The 18,250-nt window shown below is 73.2% G+C and carries 21 protein-coding genes; 13 read left to right on the top strand and 8 right to left on the bottom strand.

Annotated elements, in window-relative coordinates; genetic code table 11:
* Positions 1-10: 10 nt before the first annotated feature.
* A complete protein-coding gene (locus ACFYYB_RS25390) occupies positions 11-1,423 on the top strand; it encodes an aldehyde dehydrogenase family protein (RefSeq protein ID WP_389437667.1) in 1,413 nt (470 codons plus the stop codon).
* Positions 1,424-1,465: 42 nt separating this feature from the next.
* Positions 1,466-2,545, top strand: a complete 1,080-nt coding sequence (locus ACFYYB_RS25385) for a Zn-dependent alcohol dehydrogenase (protein ID WP_389437664.1) — start codon at positions 1,466-1,468, stop codon at positions 2,543-2,545.
* Positions 2,546-2,666: 121 nt separating this feature from the next.
* On the opposite strand, the gene ACFYYB_RS25380 is transcribed toward ACFYYB_RS25385, so the two are convergent.
* Complete coding sequence (locus ACFYYB_RS25380) at positions 2,667-3,317, bottom strand: TetR/AcrR family transcriptional regulator (protein WP_389437661.1); 651 nt, start codon at positions 3,315-3,317, stop codon at positions 2,667-2,669.
* Positions 3,318-3,417: 100 nt separating this feature from the next.
* Here ACFYYB_RS25380 and ACFYYB_RS25375 point away from each other — a divergent pair, with 100 nt between their 5' ends.
* The 6 genes from ACFYYB_RS25375 to ACFYYB_RS25350 all read left to right on the top strand — a co-directional run bounded on the left by ACFYYB_RS25375 (position 3,418) and on the right by ACFYYB_RS25350 (position 7,068).
* A complete protein-coding gene (locus ACFYYB_RS25375; protein WP_389437658.1) occupies positions 3,418-4,569 on the top strand; it encodes an acyl-CoA dehydrogenase family protein in 1,152 nt (383 codons plus the stop codon).
* A gap of 98 nt (positions 4,570-4,667) precedes the next feature.
* Complete coding sequence (locus ACFYYB_RS25370) at positions 4,668-5,024, top strand: hypothetical protein (RefSeq protein ID WP_389437655.1); 357 nt, start codon at positions 4,668-4,670, stop codon at positions 5,022-5,024.
* A 64-nt stretch (positions 5,025-5,088) separates the two neighbouring features.
* The gene (locus ACFYYB_RS25365) at positions 5,089-5,268 is read left to right on the top strand and encodes a hypothetical protein (protein WP_389437652.1); all 180 of its coding nucleotides are present in this window, start codon (positions 5,089-5,091) and stop codon (positions 5,266-5,268) included.
* 127 nt (positions 5,269-5,395) lie between these two features.
* The gene (locus ACFYYB_RS25360; protein ID WP_389437649.1) at positions 5,396-5,920 is read left to right on the top strand and encodes a DUF1877 domain-containing protein; all 525 of its coding nucleotides are present in this window, start codon (positions 5,396-5,398) and stop codon (positions 5,918-5,920) included.
* A 134-nt stretch (positions 5,921-6,054) separates the two neighbouring features.
* Positions 6,055-6,366 carry a YiaA/YiaB family inner membrane protein gene (locus ACFYYB_RS25355; protein WP_389437647.1) on the top strand — a complete coding sequence of 104 codons (312 nt, stop codon included), beginning with the start codon at positions 6,055-6,057 and terminating at the stop codon, positions 6,364-6,366.
* 63 nt (positions 6,367-6,429) lie between these two features.
* Positions 6,430-7,068 carry a TetR/AcrR family transcriptional regulator gene (locus ACFYYB_RS25350; RefSeq protein ID WP_389437644.1) on the top strand — a complete coding sequence of 213 codons (639 nt, stop codon included), beginning with the start codon at positions 6,430-6,432 and terminating at the stop codon, positions 7,066-7,068.
* A gap of 7 nt (positions 7,069-7,075) precedes the next feature.
* On the opposite strand, the gene ACFYYB_RS25345 is transcribed toward ACFYYB_RS25350, so the two are convergent.
* The gene (locus ACFYYB_RS25345) at positions 7,076-7,537 is read right to left on the bottom strand and encodes a MaoC family dehydratase (RefSeq protein ID WP_327307527.1); all 462 of its coding nucleotides are present in this window, start codon (positions 7,535-7,537) and stop codon (positions 7,076-7,078) included.
* A gap of 133 nt (positions 7,538-7,670) precedes the next feature.
* On the opposite strand from ACFYYB_RS25345, the gene soxR reads away from it, so the two are divergent.
* Complete coding sequence (soxR, locus tag ACFYYB_RS25340; RefSeq protein WP_389437638.1) at positions 7,671-8,117, top strand: redox-sensitive transcriptional activator SoxR; 447 nt, start codon at positions 7,671-7,673, stop codon at positions 8,115-8,117.
* Here soxR and ACFYYB_RS25335 read toward each other — a convergent pair.
* The 4 genes from ACFYYB_RS25335 to ACFYYB_RS25320 all read right to left on the bottom strand — a co-directional run bounded on the left by ACFYYB_RS25335 (position 8,095) and on the right by ACFYYB_RS25320 (position 12,602).
* Positions 8,095-8,919 carry a 3-keto-5-aminohexanoate cleavage protein gene (locus ACFYYB_RS25335; protein ID WP_389437635.1) on the bottom strand — a complete coding sequence of 275 codons (825 nt, stop codon included), beginning with the start codon at positions 8,917-8,919 and terminating at the stop codon, positions 8,095-8,097. The genes soxR and ACFYYB_RS25335 overlap by 23 nt on opposite strands.
* Before the next feature lie 68 nt (positions 8,920-8,987).
* Entirely contained in the window at positions 8,988-9,653 is a 666-nt protein-coding gene (locus tag ACFYYB_RS25330; protein ID WP_389437631.1) for a hypothetical protein, read from the bottom strand.
* A 152-nt stretch (positions 9,654-9,805) separates the two neighbouring features.
* Positions 9,806-11,218 carry a serine-threonine protein kinase gene (locus ACFYYB_RS25325; protein ID WP_389437628.1) on the bottom strand — a complete coding sequence of 471 codons (1,413 nt, stop codon included), beginning with the start codon at positions 11,216-11,218 and terminating at the stop codon, positions 9,806-9,808.
* An 82-nt stretch (positions 11,219-11,300) separates the two neighbouring features.
* Positions 11,301-12,602 carry an exo-beta-N-acetylmuramidase NamZ domain-containing protein gene (locus ACFYYB_RS25320; protein WP_389437625.1) on the bottom strand — a complete coding sequence of 434 codons (1,302 nt, stop codon included), beginning with the start codon at positions 12,600-12,602 and terminating at the stop codon, positions 11,301-11,303.
* 153 nt (positions 12,603-12,755) lie between these two features.
* Between ACFYYB_RS25320 and ACFYYB_RS25315 the strand changes: the two genes are divergently transcribed.
* The 3 genes from ACFYYB_RS25315 (at position 12,756) to ACFYYB_RS25305 (ending at position 15,908) form a co-directional block, all read left to right on the top strand.
* A complete protein-coding gene (locus ACFYYB_RS25315) occupies positions 12,756-13,520 on the top strand; it encodes an SDR family oxidoreductase (RefSeq protein ID WP_389437623.1) in 765 nt (254 codons plus the stop codon).
* Positions 13,517-15,235 carry a class I adenylate-forming enzyme family protein gene (locus ACFYYB_RS25310; protein ID WP_389437620.1) on the top strand — a complete coding sequence of 573 codons (1,719 nt, stop codon included), beginning with the start codon at positions 13,517-13,519 and terminating at the stop codon, positions 15,233-15,235. Before ACFYYB_RS25315 ends, ACFYYB_RS25310 begins: the two co-directional genes overlap by 4 nt.
* A 64-nt stretch (positions 15,236-15,299) precedes the next feature.
* Entirely contained in the window at positions 15,300-15,908 is a 609-nt protein-coding gene (locus ACFYYB_RS25305; RefSeq protein WP_389437616.1) for a TetR/AcrR family transcriptional regulator, read from the top strand.
* Here the strand turns inward: ACFYYB_RS25305 and ACFYYB_RS25300 are convergent.
* The gene (locus tag ACFYYB_RS25300; protein ID WP_389437614.1) at positions 15,847-17,040 is read right to left on the bottom strand and encodes an alkene reductase; all 1,194 of its coding nucleotides are present in this window, start codon (positions 17,038-17,040) and stop codon (positions 15,847-15,849) included. The two genes, ACFYYB_RS25305 and ACFYYB_RS25300, sit on opposite strands and share 62 nt — an antisense overlap.
* Positions 17,041-17,102: 62 nt before the next feature.
* Between ACFYYB_RS25300 and ACFYYB_RS25295 the strand changes: the two genes are divergently transcribed.
* Positions 17,103-17,501, top strand: a complete 399-nt coding sequence (locus ACFYYB_RS25295; protein ID WP_389437611.1) for a MerR family transcriptional regulator — start codon at positions 17,103-17,105, stop codon at positions 17,499-17,501.
* On the opposite strand, the gene ACFYYB_RS25290 is transcribed toward ACFYYB_RS25295, so the two are convergent.
* Positions 17,498-18,121 carry an acetate uptake transporter gene (locus ACFYYB_RS25290; protein ID WP_389437609.1) on the bottom strand — a complete coding sequence of 208 codons (624 nt, stop codon included), beginning with the start codon at positions 18,119-18,121 and terminating at the stop codon, positions 17,498-17,500. The genes ACFYYB_RS25295 and ACFYYB_RS25290 overlap by 4 nt on opposite strands.
* Between the last annotated feature and the right edge of the window lie 129 nt (positions 18,122-18,250).

The raw sequence follows: 18,250 nt of genomic DNA, 5'->3' as shown, positions 1-18,250 counted from the left end.
GAGGAATGCCATGAAGGCCCATGACGGGATGTACATCGGCGGCGAGTGGCGGGCCGCCCTCGGCCAGGGCCGCATCGAGGTCCTCAACCCGGCGGACGAGAGGCCCATCGGCTCGGTTCCGGCCGGTACGGCCGAGGATGTGGACGCGGCCGTACGAGCGGCCCGCGCGGCCTTCCCGGCCTGGGCGGCCACGGCTCCGGCCGAGCGGGCCGCCCTCATCGGGGCCCTGCGCGACGTACTGGTCGCCCGCAAGGGGGAGATAGCCGAGACCATCACCGCCGAGCTGGGCTCGCCGCTGGGGTTCTCGGAGATGGTCCACGTCGGGGCGCCGATCGCCGTGGCCTCCTCCTACGCCGAGCTCGGGGCCTCGTACGCCTTCGAGGAGCGGATCGGGAACTCGACCGTGCTGCTGGAGCCGGTCGGCGTCGTCGGGGCGATCACCCCCTGGAACTACCCGCTGCACCAGATCGTTGCCAAGGTGGCACCCGCTCTCGCCGCAGGCTGCACCATCGTCCTCAAGCCCGCCGAGGACACCCCGCTGACCGCGCAGCTCTTCGCCGAAGCCGTGCACGAGGCGGGGATCCCCGCCGGGGTCTTCAACCTGGTCACCGGTACCGGCCCGGTCACCGGCCAGGCGCTGGCGGCGCACGAGGGAGTCGACCTCGTCTCCTTCACCGGATCCACCGCCGTCGGAAAGCAGATCGGCGCCACGGCCGGCGCCGCCGTCAAGCGGGTCGCCCTGGAACTGGGTGGCAAATCGGCCAATGTCATCCTGCCCGGCGCCGACCTCGCCAAGGCCGTCGCCGCGGGCGTCGGCCACGTCATGAACAACGCCGGCCAGAGCTGCAACGCGCTCACCCGCATGCTCGTCCACCGGGACGAGTACGAGGAGGCGGTCTCCCTCGCGGCCGCCGCCGCGGCCAAGTACGCCTCCGGCGACCCCCTCGCCCCGGGCACCCGCCTCGGCCCGGTCGTCAGCGCCAAGCAGCGCGACCGCGTCCGCGGGTTCATCACCAAGGGCGTGGAGGAGGGCGCGCGCCTCGTCGCGGGCGGGCCCGAGGCGCCGCACGAGCAGGGGTACTTCATCGCCCCGACCGTCTTCGCCGACGTCACGCCCGGGATGACCATCGCCCAGGAGGAGATCTTCGGCCCGGTGCTGTCGATCCTGTCCTACGAGGACCAGGACGAGGCCCTGGCCATCGCGAACGGCACCGACTACGGGCTGGGCGGGGCCGTCTGGGCGGCGGACGAGGAGACGGCCGTGGCCTTCGCGCGCCTGATGGACACCGGCCAGGTGGACATCAACGGGGGCCGCTTCAACCCGCTCGCACCCTTCGGCGGGTACAAGAAGTCGGGCGTGGGACGCGAGCTGGGCCCGCACGGCCTCGCCGAGTACCTCCAGACCAAGTCCCTTCAGTTCTAGGACGACCCAGCCCATCCCCTCGTACACACGGAGACGACGATCATGGTCCGCGCCGCCATCCTGCCCGCCGTCGGAGCCCCCCTGGAGATACGGGACATCCTCCTGCCCGAACCAGGCCCCGGCCAGGTCCGGGTGCGGCTCGCCGCCGCCGGGGTCTGCCACTCCGACCTCTCCCTCACCAACGGCACCATGCGGGTCCCCGTACCCGCCGTCCTCGGCCACGAGGGCGCGGGCACGGTCCTCGCCGTCGGCGAAGGGGTCACCCATGTCGCGCCCGGCGACGGGGTGGTGCTGAACTGGGCCCCGTCCTGCGGGCAGTGCCACCACTGCTCGATCGGCGAGGTCTGGCTCTGCGCCAAGGCCCTCACCGGGGTCGGGGCGGTATATGCCCACGACGCCTTGGGCGCCGAACTGCACCCCGGGCTGAACGTGGCCGCCTTCGCCGAGGAGACGGTCGTCGCGGCCAACTGCGTCCTGCCGGCCCCGGCCGGAATCCCGCTCGCCGAGGCCGCACTGCTCGGCTGCGCGGTCCTGACCGGGTACGGAGCCGTCCACCACAGCGCCCAGGTCCGTCCCGGCGAGTCGGTGGCCGTCTTCGGGGTCGGCGGCGTCGGTCTGGCGGCCCTCCAGGCGGCCCGGATCGCGATGGCGGGCCCGATCGTGGCCGTGGACGTCTCCCCGGACAAGGAGGAACTGGCCCGGGCGGCCGGGGCCACGGAGTTCCTGCTCGCCTCCGAGACCACCGCCAAGGAGATCCGCGCACTCACCGGCGGCCACGGCGCGGACGTCGCCGTCGAATGCGCCGGCCGGGCCGCGAGCATCCGGGCGGCCTGGGAGTCCACCCGGCGCGGCGGCCGTACGACGGTGGTCGGCATCGGGGGCAAGGAGCAGCAGGTCACCTTCAACGCCCTGGAGATCTTCCACTTCGCCCGCACCCTCACCGGCTGCGTCTACGGCAACAGCGACCCCGCCCGCGACCTCCCGGTGATCGCCGCCCACGTCCGCGCGGGCCGCCTCGACCTCGGCGCCCTCGTCACCGACCGCATCACCCTCGACGGCATCCCGGCGGCCTTCGACGCGATGCTGGCGGGCAAGGGCGGCCGCTCGTTGGTGATCTTCTAGCGGCCGTCCGGCCGACCCGTCCGCCCGTCCGTCCGGGAGGCCCGCCGACCGCGGGCCTCCCACCGGGCCTCCCGCCGGGCGGTCTCCGCCAGGCCGCCGTCCCGTCAGCTTCGGGATCCCGTCAGGCGGTGGTCTCCCGCAGCGCCGCGTACTGGAGGGCGAGGCCGTCCAGCAGCGCCGCCAGGCCCGTTTCGAAGGCGCCCTCGTCCACCTCCCGCTGGCGCTCCGCCAGCAGGTGGGCCTGGCCCAGGTGCGGATAGTCCGACGGGTCGTATGCCGTCTCGTCGTCCACGAAACCCCGGGCGAAGGAACCCACCGCCGAACCGAGGATGAAGTACCGCATCAGCGCGCCGATCCGGGTCGCCTGCGCCGGCGGCCAGCCGGCCGCGGTCATCGCCCCGAAGACGGCGTCCGCCACCCGCAGTCCGGCCGGCCTGCGGCCCGGTCCGCGCGCCAGCACCGGGACGATGTTCGGATGGTCGGACAACGCGGCCCGGTACGAGTGCGCCCAGTCGCGCAGCGCGACCTGCCACTCCCGGCCGTCCCCGGCCTCGAACATCGACAGGTCGACCCGCGCGCTCACCGCGTCCGCGACCGCGTCCAGGATCTCGTCCTTCGTGCGGAAGTGGTTGTACAGCGACGGTCCGCTGACGCCCAGCGCCGCCGCCAGCCGCCGCGTCGAGACGGCCTCCAGCCCCTCGCCGTCCACCAGGACGCCCGCCGCCTCGACGATGCGGGATCTGCTGAGGAGGGGCTTGCGCGGTCTGGCCATGCGCCACATAGTAAGGCCTGCCGCAATTAAACTAGCGGTGGTAATTAACGCCCGACCCCGTCCCTTCCCTTCCCGTCTCGTCCCCACCCGGAGGTGCCCGGTGAACCTGGAGCTCAGCGAGGAGCAGTCCGCGGTCCGTGATCTCGCCCGCGCGTTCACCGAGCGCGAGATCGCCCCGTACGCGGCCGAGTGGGACCGCGCCGAGAGCGTGGACCGGGCCATCGTGAAGAAGCTCGGCTCCGTCGGCTTCCTCGGCCTGACCGTCCCCGAGGAGTACGGCGGTTCCGGCGGGGACCACCTCTCCTACGTCCTGGTCACAGAAGAACTCGGCCGCGGGGACTCCGCCGTGCGCGGCATCGTCTCCGTCTCGCTGGGGCTGGTCGCCAAGACCGTCGCCTCCTGGGGGAGCGAGGAGCAGAAGCGCGCCTGGCTGCCGCGCCTGTGCTCCGGCGAAGCCCTCGGCTGCTTCGGCCTCACCGAGCCCGGCACCGGCTCCGACGCCGCCGCCCTCACCACCCGCGCCCGGCGCGAGGGCGACACGTACGTGATCAGCGGCAGCAAGATGTTCATCACCAACGGCACCTGGGCCGACGTGGTCCTCCTCTTCGCCCGCACGAGCGAGGACCCCGGTCACCGCGGGATCTCCGCGTTCCTCGTGCCCGCCGACGCCCCCGGCCTGACCCGCCGCGAGATCCACGGCAAGCTGGGCCTGCGCGGCCAGGCCACCGCCGAGCTCGTCCTCGACGGAGTGCGCGTGCCCGCCTCCGCGATGCTCGGCCCCGAGGGGAAGGGGTTCTCCGTCGCCATGTCGGCCCTCGCGAAGGGCCGGATGTCCGTCGCCGCGGGCTGTGTCGGCATCGCCCAGGCCGCACTGGACGCGGCCGTCTCGTACGCGGCCCAGCGCGAGCAGTTCGGCAAGCCGATCGCGCACCACCAGCTGGTCCAGGAGCTGATCGCCGACATCTCCGTCGACGTGGACGCGGCCCGGCTGCTGACCTGGCGGGTCGCCGATCTGATCGACCGGGGACTGCCCTTCGCCACCGAATCCTCCACCGCCAAGCTCTTCGCCTCCGAGGCCGCCGTCCGCGCCGCGAGCAACGCCCTCCAGGTGCACGGCGGTTACGGCTACATCGACGAATACCCGGCCGGCAAGCTGCTGCGCGACGCCCGCGTGATGACCCTGTACGAGGGCACCAGCCAAATCCAAAAGCTCCTCATCGGCCGCGCCCACACGGGGGTTTCGGCTTTCTGAGGCCCAAGAGTTTCTAAGAGGTCGCTTCTTTTGGGCGTCGGCGGTGCTGCTGTCGACCGGCTCAGGTGACTGTCGGTGGGATGTGAGAGCCTCCCGGGATGAGTTATGACCTGGCTGTCTGGGAAGGGGAACGGCCGGCGGACGACAGGTCCGCCTCCCGAGTCTTGACTGACCTATATGACCGTTACCTCGACACGGAGGTGGAGCACCCGCGGGCCGAGAGCATCGAGGCCTATGTCGCCGCGCTCCTTGAGCGATGGTGTGACATCACCGAGGACGTGGACGAGACCTCACCCTGGGCGGCCGGCCCGCTGATGGGTGAGGGCCGTGGGCCGATCATCTACTTCGCGTTGCGTTGGGACAGGGCCGAAGAGGCATCGGCCTATGCGGCAGCTCTTGCTGCTTCGATGGGGCTGGTCTGCTTCGATCCTCAGCAGAACCGACTCAGGCCCTGACGTACCAGGACGGCGTTCTACTTAGACGCCGCTTCTTATGGCGTGATCGTTCACTGAACCGTGCATGACGGATCTGGTCGAGCGGCTGGTGCAGGACGAGTTGTGGGTTCTGTTTCGGTGGGTGGTGCCACCGACGGAAGTTTTGCGTCCGCAAGGTGGCGGCCGCCGTCGGGCGGGCGGCCGTGAGGCACTGGCAGCGATCATTGTGAGCGGGCATGTCATTTCCCCAGGCTTCGGGATCTGAGCGTCACGTAATTCCCCACCTTGGCGGTCACGAGTCCCCATGGGCGCGGTGACTGTGTGCGCCGCCAAGCCCGCAGCCCGCATCCCGCAGCCCGAAATCCGGTAGGCGCGGCAGAGATACTGCCGAGATGGCCGTTACTCAGCAGCTCGCGCGCATCCCCGAGGGCTATCTCGCCGCATGCCGTCAGTCCGCCGCCGCGTCATCGGACCGCGATCCCCACTGGGATCCACCGGCGTACGACGTCCTGGACCTGGACTGGGCACCGGCGCTGCTGAAACGCGTCGGCGAGGTGGCCGGACTCGAAGAGGCGCAGCTCGATGCTCTGCGCCGGGCCACCGACGGCGACACTGGCCTTGACCTGGGCTTCCTCAAGGCTCACCCACACGCCATAGCCCCCTTCGGGGGCACCCCCACCGGCCTGGGCGTCTCTGAAGTGGCGCGCGTCTCCGAACTGCTCGGCCAGATCGACATGCCCGCCCTTCTTGCCGCCCTGCCGGCCGACGAGCGGGACGCCGAATCCTCGATTGGCCAGATGGGCGGCCCCATCACCGGCGGGTCGAGGGCGTACCTGCTGGAGCACTTCAACGCCTTGCGCAACTTCTACCTCGACGCAGCCAAGCGCCACCTGCTCGTCGTGCTCTGGTGGGACTGACCCGCGACCCACCAGGCGTCCCCACCGCGAGCACCTGGAGAATGGAGACAGCGTCTGAGGCCCCGAAGTTTCTGAGTACGTACGTGAGTACGCGCGCGGATGTGCCGGTGTCCGGCCCGTCCGAAGCTGGACCCATGAACGAGACACAGGTCAAGCAGCAGAACACCGGGGCCTATTACGGCCAGGCCGTCGCCTCCTTCGGCATCGCCATCGGGGCGGTCTCCCTGGGGATCTACAACATGGAGGCCGACGGCTGGGTCCGCGCCTTCCTGGGCATCGCGGTCCTCTACCTCACCACCTCGGCCTTCACCCTCGCCAAGGTGGTCCGCGACCGCCAGGAGGTCACCCAGATCGTCAGCCGGGTCGACCAGGCCCGGATGGAGAAGATCATGACCAGCTACGACCCCTTCGCCCCTCCGAAGCAGCCCGCCCCGCAGGATCGCTAAGCGCTTGCTCACCCTCCGGTAAGGTGTTGTTCATTCCTACGGGCCGAAGAGGGTGGGCGAGCGATGGACAGCGTGGAGGAGATCGGCGGCTACCGGCCGTGGTCGGAGGTCACCCCCGACGCCGCGCGGCGGCTGCTCGTCGCCGCCGTGGAGGCCTTCGCGGAGCGCGGGTACCACGCCACCACCACGCGGGACATCGCGGGGCGGGCCGGCATGAGCCCGGCCGCGCTCTACATCCACTACAAGACCAAGGAAGAGCTGCTCCACCGGATCAGCCGGATCGGCCACGACAAGGCCCTGCAGATCCTGGACACCGCGGCCTCCGGGCCCGGCAGTGCCGCCGAGCGGCTCGACGCGGCCGTACGGTCCTTCGTGCGGTGGCACGCGGCCCATCACACCACCGCGCGCGTGGTCCAGTACGAGCTCGATGCTCTCGCTCCGGAGCACCGCTCCGAGATCGTGGCCCTGCGCCGGCGGAGCGACGCGGCGATCCGCCGCATCCTCGCCGACGGTGTCGAGGCCGGGGAGTTCTTCGTCCCCGACGTCCCCGGCACCACCCTCGCCGTGCTGTCGCTCTGCATCGACGTCGCCCGCTGGTTCAGCGCGGACGGCAGTCGCACGCCCGACGAGGTCGGCGCGCTCTACGCCGGTCTCGTGCTCCGCATGGTGGGCGCGAGCGGGCCGCGAGCGGGCCAGAAGTAGCGGCTGGTCAGAAGTAGTAGCGCGACACCGACTGCGCCACGCACACGGGCTTCTCGCCGCCCTCGCGCTCGACGGTCACCGTGGCCGACACCTGGACGCCGCCGCCCGCCTCCACGACCTCGGTGATCAGCGCGGTCGCCCGCAGCCGCGAACCGACCGGCACCGGCGCGGGGAAACGCACCTTGTCGACCCCGTAGTTGATGCCCATCCGCATGCCCTCGACCCGCATGATCTGCGGCACCAGGCTCGGCAGCAGCGACAGCGTGAGGTATCCGTGCGCGATCGTGGAGCCGAAGGGTCCGGACGCCGCCCGCTCCGGGTCCACGTGGATCCACTGGTGGTCCCCGGTGGCGTCCGCGAAGAGGTCGATCCGCTTCTGGTCCACCTCCAGCCAGTCGCTCGGGCCGAGCGGTGCGCCGATCCCGGCGGTGAGCTCCTCGGCGGACGTGAAGATCCTCGGCTCGGACATACCCGTACCTCTCCCTGGCGAATAAGCGCTTGCTCAGCATGCTGGGGCCGTCATGGATCTGTCAACGACTGTCAGCGACTCTCGGTGCCGTCCCCGGCCCCGAATCCCGGCCCGGCCGATTACCCTCGGCGGTGTGCCGCAGATTCCCGAGAAGGTCCACGAACTCACCGTCGGCCAGCTGTCCGCCCGCAGCGGCGCGGCCGTCTCCGCCCTGCACTTCTACGAGGCCAAGGGCCTGATCAGTAGCAGCCGCACCTCCGGAAACCAGCGCCGCTACACCCGTGACGCGCTGCGCCGCGTGGCGTTCGTACGGGCCGCCCAGCGCGTGGGCATCCCGCTCGCCAGCATCCGCGACGCACTCGCCCAGCTCCCCGAAGGCCGCACCCCCAACCGCGAGGACTGGGCCCGGCTTTCCGAGAGCTGGCGCGCCGAGCTCGATCACCGCATAGCCCAACTCGGTCGCCTGCGCGACCATTTGACCGACTGCATCGGCTGCGGATGCCTGTCCCTGGAGAACTGCGCGCTCTCCAACCCGGACGACGTCTTCGGTGAACGCCTCACCGGTTCCCGGCTGTTGTGACCTCCCTGGCGCGGGCCGCCGCCGCGACCAGCTCTGCGTTCGACCGCGCCACCCGCCCGTCCGGCAGGTGCAGCACGTCTCCTACGCCGATCCGCGCCCCGGTGCCGTACCGCGCGGCCAGCCGCACCGCCGGCCAGGCCGCCGCCTCCCGCCCGAACAGCAGCACCGGCACCGGCGGCAGCCGGCGCAGCAACTCCGCGACCGGCCCTGGCCCCGGGCCCGCGGAGCCCAGCTCGGCGACGAGCCGGACCCGCGCGGGATCCCGTACCGGCCAGGCGAGGAACCGCGCGGGCGGGCCGGGATCCCCGCCCACCGGGACCTCCGCGTCCACGGCCACCCCGCGCTCCAGCAGCGCCTCGGCGAGTTCCCGGGCTCCCGGCTCCGCGAACCGCACCACCGCCCGGTCGGGCAGCACCGTCCAGCTCCGCACCCGCGCCAGCCGCCCGGCCTGATCCGGCTCGGACCCCACACTCGCGGCCACACTCACGGGCACGCCCACGGCCGCCCCCAGGGCCGCCCCCATGCCCGTCCCCACGGCCGCGGAGACCGCCGGGCCGCCGCCGGGCCCGGGACCGCCCGGCACCCGGGGCCCGCTTCCGAGACCCGCCGCACGCAGGGCCTCCAGCAGCGGTCCGACCACCCGGGGCGAGAGGCTCTCGCGGCCGCACGGGGTGCGTGCGTGGACCAGCACCTCCCCGGCTCCGGCGGCCACCGCCGCCAGCGCGGCCTCCACCAGGTCCTCGGGGCTCATGGGGACCGCAGCCCCGTCGGCGGCGCCCCGGGACCCGTTCAGCGACGCCACCAGAGTCGGCTCCGCTCCCGCCCGAGATCCCGCCCCACCTCCCGCTCCGCTCCCTGCCCCTGCCCGGCTCACGCCGCCCCCGCCAGATCCGCCCCCCGCAGCGCCGTTTGCGCGAGCGCCGGTCTAGGCACCACGATTCCGCAGCCCGCGCATACCGGCCCGTCCCACGCCCATCCGGCGTGGGACGGCCCGGCCGGCCCGCCGGGCCCGTCGGCCGTGGCAGGGCCCGACGCCCGTGCCACTGCCTTCGCCGCCACCGCCGGAGGCACCCGCACCGGCCAGTGCAACTCCCGCGCCCCGCACACCGGACAGCCCGTCCCCGGCTCCGATTCCAGCGCCTCCACCAGCCGTCTCAACACCTCGCCCAGCGCCCCCTGCGGCCGTACGCCCGGATCGGCGCACCGCACCACCGCGTCCCCGCTGCCGCTCCAGGCCCACTCGGGCTGCCGCAGCCCGTCGTGCTTCTCGCGCCGCCGGCGCTCCGCGAACTGCCGTTCGTACGCCAGCCAGACCGCCCGCGCCTCCTCCAGCTCCTCCAGCGCGGCCACCAGCCGCGACGGGTCCGCGGCCCGGTCCTCGGGGCCGATCCCGTGCCGGTCGCACAGGTGCCACCACGTCGCGCGGTGTCCGTACGGAGCGAACCGCTCCAGGCAGCGGCGCAGCGAATGGCGCCGCAGGGCCCTGTCGTTGCGCGCGTCGCGCACCTGATGGGCCAGACTCCGGAATCCCGCCATCACACCTTCACCTCCGCCGAGCGCCCAGCACCGGGCGCCGTGCCCGCCGCGCTGTGTTCCCCACAGGACCGGCGCCGTGTGCCCAACATGCCCGGCCTGGTGCGGGCGCATGCGGGGGCGGTCGAGGCGTACGGGTGGCACATGGCCGGAACTCAGCGCCCCATGCGCCCCGCGGCCACCACCAGCCGGGCCAGCTCCTCGTGGCAGATGTCGCTGTGCGCCCCCGAGGGGGCACCGCCGCGCCGGACCACGGAGCCCGCGTCCACGCTCACGCAGCCCGCCGCGGGCAGGCCGCCCCGCAGCGCCGCGTCCAGGGTCAGCCGGGGGGTTCCCGGCACCCCGCGCACCCCGTCGTGCCCGATCGCGCCCCACCGCTCGTCGAAACCGAGCAGACCGGCCGAATCGCCGGCCATCCGGGAGGCGAGCGGATAGAACACCTTGAGGGAGGAGTCGTAGGGGGAGTGGCAGGCCGTCAGCGGCCCGTCGATCCTGTCCTGCAGTCCGCGCAGGGCGCCCCCGCGTCCCCGGTCGTGCGGCAGGCTGTCGGCGAACGCGTAGTGGGAGAAGGCCCCTTGGAGGACGGTCAGGGACTTCACGTTCCGCGCCCCGGACGGCAGCCCGCGCAGCGCGAAGGAGACCACCCGGCCGCCGAAGCTGTGACCGATGAGGTGCACCCGCAGGGCCGGGCGGCGGCCGGCCAGCTCCGCCAGCAGCGGCCCGAGGCCGTGCTCGCCGACGACCCCGGCCCGGGCCTTCATCTGGTAGTACGTGGCCTGGCGCAGCACCTCCTTGGCACCGTTCCACAGCGTCCGCGCCCCGCCGCCGGCCGAGAAGCCGGGGGAGTCCCCGGAGTCCCCGGGGAGCGTGGCGCCCGCCTCGGCCAGGGCCTCGGTGAACTCCCGGCACACCCGCAGGACGTCCCCGCTGAGGAAGTCCGGCACCTCGCGCGGGGCGAAGGCCGCCGCGAGATCGTCGCCCGTGCCCACGCCGTCCACGCCGGCCAGCTCCCGTACCAGCGCGCCGAACTCGGTGAAGCCGCCGTCGTGCGTGGGCCGCTCCTCCAGCAGCTCGGCGATCCGGTCCAGCTCCGCCGCCCGGCCGGGCCAGAACGCGCCGAGGGCCCGCCGGGTGACGGGATCCAGGGCCGTACCGTGGCCCGGCTCACCGGCGATCCCCACGCACCCGGTCCCTTCTCCGGCCACTTCTCCGGCCCCGGCCCCGGAGCCGCCCACGGCTCCACGGGCGTCGAAGTCGGGTATCGGCTCGTCCGAGAACCGGATCGAGGGCCACACCACCCCCACGTACCCCAGCCGCACCCCGGTCCCCACCAGATCCGCGAAGGGGGCGTAGAACCGGTCGAAGAGCCGGATCGCGGTGGAGCGGTCGGAGTTCCATCCGTGGGCGAAGACCAGCAGGTCCGTCGCCTCGATCCCGAAGACCGCCTCCCGCGCGCCCGGGCCCGCGTCGCCCTGCGCGTCGAAGGTCAGCTCCACGTACGGCCGGGCCCCGATCCCCGCCGCCGTCCCCGTAGCCGCCGCGGGCACCGCCCCGCCGATGTGCACCATGACGTCCCCCTCCACGCCGTGTCCCTGTTCCGCAGCATCCTGCGGAACAGGCCGCCCGGCCAGCCCCCGCGCACCAGCCGGTTCACGGATACAGCAGGTACTCCTCCCGCACCGCCGCGAACCGCGCCAGCCCGGCCGCCCAGTCGCCCGCGACCTCCTCCACGCCCGCCCCCGCGTCGACCATCCGCCGGACCCGGTCCGAGCCGGTCAGCCGGTCGATCCACTGGTCGGAGCGCCACGCGAAGCCGCTCCACACCCGCCGCGCGGTGACGAGCAGCCCGATCCCGGCCCGTACCGGATCGAAGGCCTCCCGGTCGTGGACGAGCAGCCGGACGCCGCCGCAGGTCTTCCCGGAGTACTTGGAGAAAGAAGGCGTGAAATAGGCCTCCCGGAACCAGACCCCGGGCAGCTCCAGCGCGTTCGCCGCCTCGGCCCAGCGCCGGTCCACGCCCTCCGCGCCGACCAGCTCGAAGGGGGTGGTGGTACCGCGCCCCTCCGACAGGTTCGTCCCCTCGAACAGGCAGGTCCCGGCGTACGCGAGGGCCGTGCCCGGCGTCGGCATGTTCGGGCTCGGCGGTACCCAGGGCAGCCCGGTCTCCTCGAAGAAGGACGCCCGCCGCCAGCCGGCCATCCGCACCACCTCCAGCCGCGGCGCGGCGCCGGCTTCCCGCAGGAACTCGCCCGCGAAGAGCCCGGCCAGCTCGCCCGCCGTCATCCCGTGCGCCAGCGCGATCGGCTCGCGGCCCACGAAGCTCGCGTACGGGCGCTGCAGGACGGGCCCGGCCGCCCGCCGGGCGCCGACCGGGTTGGGGCGGTCCAGCACCACCACCGCCTTGCCGGCGAGGGCGGCCGCGCGCATGCAGTCGTAGAGGGTCCAGATGTAGGTGTAGAAGCGGGCGCCGACGTCCTGGATGTCGAAGACGACCGTGTCGACTCCGGCCGCCGTGAAGACGTCCGCGAGCCGCTGCCCGCTCTTGTCGTACGTGTCGTACACGGGCAGTCCGGTCGCCGGATCCCGCCCGGCCCCCTCCGAACCGCCCGCCTGGGCCGTGCCCCGGAAGCCGTGCTCGGGGCCGAACACCGCGACCAGGTCGAAGTGTCCGTCGGCGGCGTCCGCGTGCAGGACGTCGACCAGGTGGCGGGCGTCCGCGGTGATCCCCGTCGGGTTGGTGATCACCCCGACCCGCTGCCCGGCCAGTACGGCGTACCCGTCCGCGGAGAGCCCCTCGAACCCGGTCCGCACCCGGCCGCCGGGCGCGCCCGGCACCTGCGTCCCCGGCACCTGCGTCCCCGGCACCTGCGTTCCCGGGGCTCCCGCCCCCAGGGCGCCCGCGGCGCCCGCCGCCCCGGCCAGACCCAGCAACCCGCGTCGCGACAGCGTCATCGCGCCAAAGTAGGGCTCCGCACCCTTCCGCCCGGACATACCGACTGGTTAGTCTGCCCGAGACCGAGGCCCCGGCAGGCGGCACGGGCGCACAGGGCACCCAGGGCGCCGGGGCAACCAAGGCAAGGCACCACCACCACGAAGGGCGGACCCGTGAACGCGTTCCAGGACCAGCGAGTCGTCGTCACCGGCGCGGGCGGCGGCATCGGCGCCGCCCTCGCCCACCGCTTCGCCGCCGAGGGGGCGACCGTGGCGGTCAACGACCTCGACGCCGCCAAGGCCGCCTCGGTCGCGGAGGCGATCGGCGCCCGCGCCGTCGCGGTGCCCGGCGACGCCTCCGCCGTGGCCGCGCAGGCGCGCGAGGCGCTCGGCGGCACCGTGGACGTCTACTGCGCCAACGCGGGCCTCGCCTCCGGTGGCGACGCCTTCGCCGACGAGGCCGTCTGGGAGGCGGCCTGGGACACCAACGTCATGGCCCACGTCCGCGCCGCCCGGCTGCTGCTGCCTGACTGGCTGGAGCGCGGGAGCGGCCGCTTCGTGTCCACCGTCTCGGCCGCCGGTCTGCTGACCATGATCGGAGCGGCCCCGTACAGTGTCACCAAGCACGGCGCGCTCGCCTTCGCGGAATGGCTCTCGCTGACCTACCGCCACCGCGGGCTCCAGGTCCACGCCATCTGCCCGCAGGGGGTCCGGACCGACATGCTCACCGCGGCCGGATCGGCGGGCGAGCTGGTCCTCGCGCCGACCGCGATCACGCCGGAAGCGGTCGCGGACGCCCTGTTCGACGGCATGGAGAAGGGCCGGTTCTTGATCCTCCCGCACCCCGAGGTCGCGGACTTCTACGCGTCCCGGGCCACCGACCCGGACCGCTGGCTGAGCGGCATGAACCACCTCCAGCGCAAGTGGGAGACCCGGTGACCGCAGACACCACGCCCCCGGCCCTCCCCTCGGACCCGGACCCGTCCGCCCCCGCCCCGACCTCCCCCTATGCCGCCAAGCCCTGGCTCGGCCTGCTCAGCCCGGTCCAGCGGGCCCCGATCGCGCCCCCGCCCAGCGTGCTGCACGCCTTCCGCGCCGCCGTCGCCCGCGCCCCCGGCCACACCGCCCTCGCCTACTTCGACGGCCGCCTCACCTACGCCGAGACCGACGCCCTCTCCGACTCCCTCGCCGGCCACCTCGCCGCAGACGGCATCCGCCGCGGGGACCGGGTCGCGGTCATGCTGCAGAACACCCCGCACTTCGTGCTCGCCGTCCTGGCCGCCTGGAAGGCCGGGGCGGTCGTGGTCCCGCTCAACCCCATGTACAAGTCCGGCGAGGTCGGCCACATCCTGCGCGACTCCGGGGCCACCGCCCTGGTCTGCGAGGCCCGCGCCTGGTCCGCGTACCTGCGCGGGGCCGCGCGGGAGACCGCCGTACGCACCGTCCTGACCGCCTGCGACCTGGACTTCCAGACCCGCGACGACGTACGGGTCCTCGCGCCGGGCCGCCCGGAGCAGCCGGCCGACGCCGCCGACCTGCACACCGTGGCCCGCCGGGGCCGCCCCGCCCCGCCCGACCCGGACCTCACGGCCGCGGACACCGCCCTGATCAGCTACACCTCCGGCACCAGCGGCACCCCCAAGGGCGCCATGAACCCGCACGGCGCCCTCACCCACAACGCCGTCCGCCAGGTGACCGGCCACCCCCTTCCCGAAGGCGCCTCCTACTTCGCCCTCGCCCCGCTCTTCCACATCACCGGCATGGTGTGCGAACTCGCCGCCTGCTTCACCAACGCCGGCACCCTCGTCCTCGCCCACCGCTTCGACGCCGGAGCCGTCCTCGACGCCTTCCTCGAACACCGCCCCGCGTACACCGTGGGTCCGGCCACCGCCTTCATGGCGCTCGCCGCGCACCCCGGGGCCACCCCGGACCACTTCGCCTCGTTCCGGGTGGTCTCCTCGGGCGGCGCCCCGCTGCCGCCCGCCCTGGTCGAGCGGCTGCGCGTCGCCTACGGCTTCTACCTGCGCAACGGCTACGGCCTCACCGAGTGCACCGCGCCCTGCGCCTCCGTACCCGCGCACCTCGAAGCCCCCGTGGACCCCGCCTCGGGCACCCTCTCCGTGGGCGTGCCCGGCGCCGACACCCTCGTACGGATCCTCGACGAGAGCGGCGCCGAGGTCCCCTTCGGCGAGACCGGTGAGATAGCCGTCCGCGGACCCCAGGTCGTCCCCGGCTACTGGGGCCTGCCCGCCGACACGGCCAAGGCCTTCCCGGGCGGCGAACTGCGCACCGGAGACGTCGGGTTCATGGACCCGCAGGGCTGGCTCTACGTGGTCGACCGCAAGAAGGACATGATCAACGCCTCCGGTTTCAAGGTCTGGCCGCGCGAGGTGGAGGACGTGCTCTACACCCACCCCGCCGTGCGCGAAGCGGCCGTCGTCGGTATCCCGGACCCCTACCGCGGGGAGAGCGTGAAGGCCTACGTCAGCCTGCGCCCCGGGACGGAGGCGGACCCGGCCGAGCTGTCCGCGTACTGCGCCGAGCGCCTCGCCGCGTACAAATACCCGCGCCGGGTGGAGATCCTGCCTGTCCTTCCGAAGACGACCAGTGGCAAGATCCTGCGACGGGAACTACGGATGCGCGACCACGGCTGAAAACGGCCGGACCCCGTCCGCGCCGCGCCCCACACGCGAGCACCACGAAAGGGAGGCGACAGCCATGGCCGCCAAGACCACGACGGACACCGTCGGGGCGCACGAGGCCCCGGTACCGCGCCGGCTCCTCGCCGTCGCGACCAGGCTGTTCGCCGAACGCGGCTACGACCGCACCTCGGTCCAGGAGATCGTCGAGGCGGCCGGGGTCACCAAGGGCGCGCTCTACCACTACTTCGGATCCAAGGACGATCTGCTGCACGAGGTGTACGCGCGCATGCTGCGGCTCCAGCAGCAGCGGCTCGACGCGGTGGCCGGTTCCGACGCCCCGGTGGAGGAGCGGCTGCGCGCCGCGGCCGCCGACGTGGTGGTCACCACGATCGAGAACCTGGACGACGCGGCGATCTTCTTCCGCTCCATGCACCAGCTGAGCCCGGAGAAGTTCAAGCAGGTCCGCTCGGAGCGCCGGCGCTACCACGAGAGCTTCCGCGCCCTGGTCGAGGAGGGCCAGGCCGCCGGGGTCTTCTCCGACGCGACCCCGGCCGACCTGGTGGTGGACTACCACTTCGGATCCGTCCACCACCTGTCGACCTGGTACCGCGAGGACGGCCCGCTCACGCCGCAGCAGGTCGCCGATCACCTCGCGGACCTGCTGATGCGGGCGCTGCGCCCGTAGCGGGCGCGGGGGGGAGGGCGGGGTAGTCGTTGTACCCCTCCGGCCCCTGTACGTGCATCAGGAACTCGGAGCGGATCTCGTTGAGCGGGGCGTCCGCACGCAGCCGCTCCACGAAGTCGGGGTTGGCGAGGAAGCCCCGGCCCAGCGAGACCAGGTCGGCGCCCTCGGCCAGGAGCCGTTCGGCGACGGCCTTGCCGCCGTCGGCCGCGAACTCCTCCCGGGAGAGCTGCTGGTTGGCGATCAGGGTGCCCCGCCAGGCCTCGCGGTGCTCCGCGATCCCGCGCCGTTGCCCGTGGGCGTAGAGGACGTGGAGATAGACCGGGTCGATCTCGGCCAGGGCCGCCAGCAGCGCCGGGTAGATCGCCTCGGTGTCACCCTCTTCGATGCCGTTGACGCCGACCCCGGGCGAGACGCGCACGCCGACCCGCTCCCTGCCGATGGCCCCGGCGACGGTCCGGACCACCTCGACGGTGAACCGGATCCGGTTCTCCACCGGGCCGCCCCACTCGTCGGTCCGCAGGTTGGTGCCCCGCGCCAGGAACTGGTGGGGCAGGAACCCGTTGGCGGCGTGCACCTCCACCCCCGCGAACCCGGCCTCCACGGCATTGCGGGCCGCGGTGGCGAAGTCGGCGACGGCGGACCGGACGTCCCCGGCCGTCATCGCGCGCGGAACGGGGGCGTCCCGCAGCCCACCGGGGGTCTGCAGCCGCTCGGGGAGCCGTACGGCGGACGGCGCGAGCGGTACGTGACCGCTGGTGTCGGGGTGCCCGACCCGGCCGCCGTGTTCGAGCTGGAGGAACATCGCCGCGCCGCCGCCCCGGCCGCCGGCTCCCGCCCGCACCGCGTCGGTGACCCGGCGCCAGCCGGCGATCTGCTCCGGGGTGTGGATGCCGGGGATGTTCGGATAGGCCTGCCCCACGGCGCTCGGTGTGGTGCCCTCGGCGATGATCAGGCCGGCGGTGGCGCGCTGGGCGTAGTGGACTGCCATCAGCTCCCCGGGGACCCCGTCGGCGCCGGCCCGGTTGCGGGTCAGGGGCGCCATCACCAGGCGGTTGGGGAGTTCCAGCCCGCCGAGGGAGGCGGGCTCGAAGAGGCGGGAAACGGACGGAAGGACCTGCTGCGTCTGCGTCATGCCCGTAACCTAAAACCTGACATGGATGTCAGATTCAAGTCCGGGGACGGCGGGGGCAGGGCATGCGGATCGGTGAACTGGCGGCGCGCACCGGGGTCAGCGAGCGCTCGCTGCGGTACTACGAGACCCAGGGGCTGCTGGTCTCCGACCGGACGCCCGGCGGCCACCGCGACTACGCGGAGCGGGCGGTGGACCGGGTCATCCGGATCCAGGAGCTCTACGCGGCCGGACTGCACAGCGCGAAGATCGGGCAGATCCTGCCCTGCATGCGCGACGCGGACGGCGGGCCGGACGTACGGGCCACGCCCGCGCTCGTCGCCGAGCTGGCAACGGAACGGGACCGGATCGACCGGCTGATCGCCGATCTGATCCGGTCCCGCGAGGTGCTGGACGAGGTCATCGAGGCGGCTTCGGGCAACACCGTGCCGGACGCCGCGCCCGCGACCGCGGAGCGGTCCTAGCCGAGCGGTGCGACCTCGCGGCCCCAGGTCTCCTTGGCGACCACGGCGAAGGAGATGTACCAGGCCACGCCCGCGGTGAAGAGTCCGAGGAAGCCGCCCGTGTGGCCCAGCGCCGTGCTCTGCGCCAGGTCGCCGAGGGCGAGGAACAGGAAGGTCAGCGCCAGCGAGACGAACAGCACGCGGTGCGCGACGTCCAGCTTCATGGCGGCGATCGACATGTACGCGGTGAAGATGAACCAGCCCACGAGGAACCAGCCGGTCGCCACGTGCGCCTGGTCGGCCGGCAGCGTGGGGACGACGAACTTCACGTAGCCGGCGAAGGACATCCAGAACGCGCCGTACGAGACGAACGCCGTGGTCCCGAAGGTGTTGCCGCGGCGGAACTCCAGGATGCCCGCCACGAACTGCGCGAGGCCGCCGTAGAACAGCGCCAGCGGCAGCACGACGGCGCTGAGCGCGGTGTTCGAGATCAGCCCCGAATTGAAGAGGCTGAGCACGAAGGTGGTGAGGGCGAACGCCGCCAGGCCGAGCGGTCCGGGATTCGCCATGACCTGCGGCGCGGTGACGGGGGAGGCCGTGGCGTGCGGCGCGGCGGCGGGGGCCAGGGTGGAGCTGGGCATGGCAGAGGGCACTTTCACTGGGGGAAATACCGAATATATCGGACTTCCCTAGTGGTCTGGACCATTAAAGGTCCGGTCCCGGGGGACCGAAGTCCCCCTCCACGCCCGCCGAAGTCCCCGGCCCCGCGC

The sequence above is a fragment of the Streptomyces sp. NPDC002886 genome, assembly GCF_042888445.1.
Classification (GTDB): Bacteria; Actinomycetota; Actinomycetes; order Streptomycetales; family Streptomycetaceae; genus Streptomyces.
The sequence above is the reverse complement of the archived record's forward strand: the minus strand, read 5'-3'. Positions and strand labels throughout refer to the sequence as shown.

Coding starts and splice junctions, on each gene's coding strand:
- ACFYYB_RS25360 (WP_389437649.1), top strand. CDS start 5,396: ATGGCCGTTACTCAGCAGCTCGCGCGCATCCCCGAGGGCTATCTCGCC.
- ACFYYB_RS25320 (WP_389437625.1), bottom strand. CDS start 12,602: ATGACGCTGTCGCGACGCGGGTTGCTGGGTCTGGCCGGGGCGGCGGGC.
- ACFYYB_RS25390 (WP_389437667.1), top strand. CDS start 11: ATGAAGGCCCATGACGGGATGTACATCGGCGGCGAGTGGCGGGCCGCC.
- ACFYYB_RS25290 (WP_389437609.1), bottom strand. CDS start 18,121: ATGCCCAGCTCCACCCTGGCCCCCGCCGCCGCGCCGCACGCCACGGCC.
- ACFYYB_RS25325 (WP_389437628.1), bottom strand. CDS start 11,218: ATGGTGCACATCGGCGGGGCGGTGCCCGCGGCGGCTACGGGGACGGCG.
- ACFYYB_RS25370 (WP_389437655.1), top strand. CDS start 4,668: ATGAGTTATGACCTGGCTGTCTGGGAAGGGGAACGGCCGGCGGACGAC.
- ACFYYB_RS25350 (WP_389437644.1), top strand. CDS start 6,430: ATGGACAGCGTGGAGGAGATCGGCGGCTACCGGCCGTGGTCGGAGGTC.
- ACFYYB_RS25385 (WP_389437664.1), top strand. CDS start 1,466: ATGGTCCGCGCCGCCATCCTGCCCGCCGTCGGAGCCCCCCTGGAGATA.
- ACFYYB_RS25300 (WP_389437614.1), bottom strand. CDS start 17,040: ATGACGCAGACGCAGCAGGTCCTTCCGTCCGTTTCCCGCCTCTTCGAG.
- ACFYYB_RS25305 (WP_389437616.1), top strand. CDS start 15,300: ATGGCCGCCAAGACCACGACGGACACCGTCGGGGCGCACGAGGCCCCG.
- ACFYYB_RS25365 (WP_389437652.1), top strand. CDS start 5,089: ATGACGGATCTGGTCGAGCGGCTGGTGCAGGACGAGTTGTGGGTTCTG.
- ACFYYB_RS25355 (WP_389437647.1), top strand. CDS start 6,055: ATGAACGAGACACAGGTCAAGCAGCAGAACACCGGGGCCTATTACGGC.
- ACFYYB_RS25295 (WP_389437611.1), top strand. CDS start 17,103: ATGCGGATCGGTGAACTGGCGGCGCGCACCGGGGTCAGCGAGCGCTCG.
- ACFYYB_RS25330 (WP_389437631.1), bottom strand. CDS start 9,653: ATGGCGGGATTCCGGAGTCTGGCCCATCAGGTGCGCGACGCGCGCAAC.
- ACFYYB_RS25380 (WP_389437661.1), bottom strand. CDS start 3,317: ATGGCCAGACCGCGCAAGCCCCTCCTCAGCAGATCCCGCATCGTCGAG.
- ACFYYB_RS25345 (WP_327307527.1), bottom strand. CDS start 7,537: ATGTCCGAGCCGAGGATCTTCACGTCCGCCGAGGAGCTCACCGCCGGG.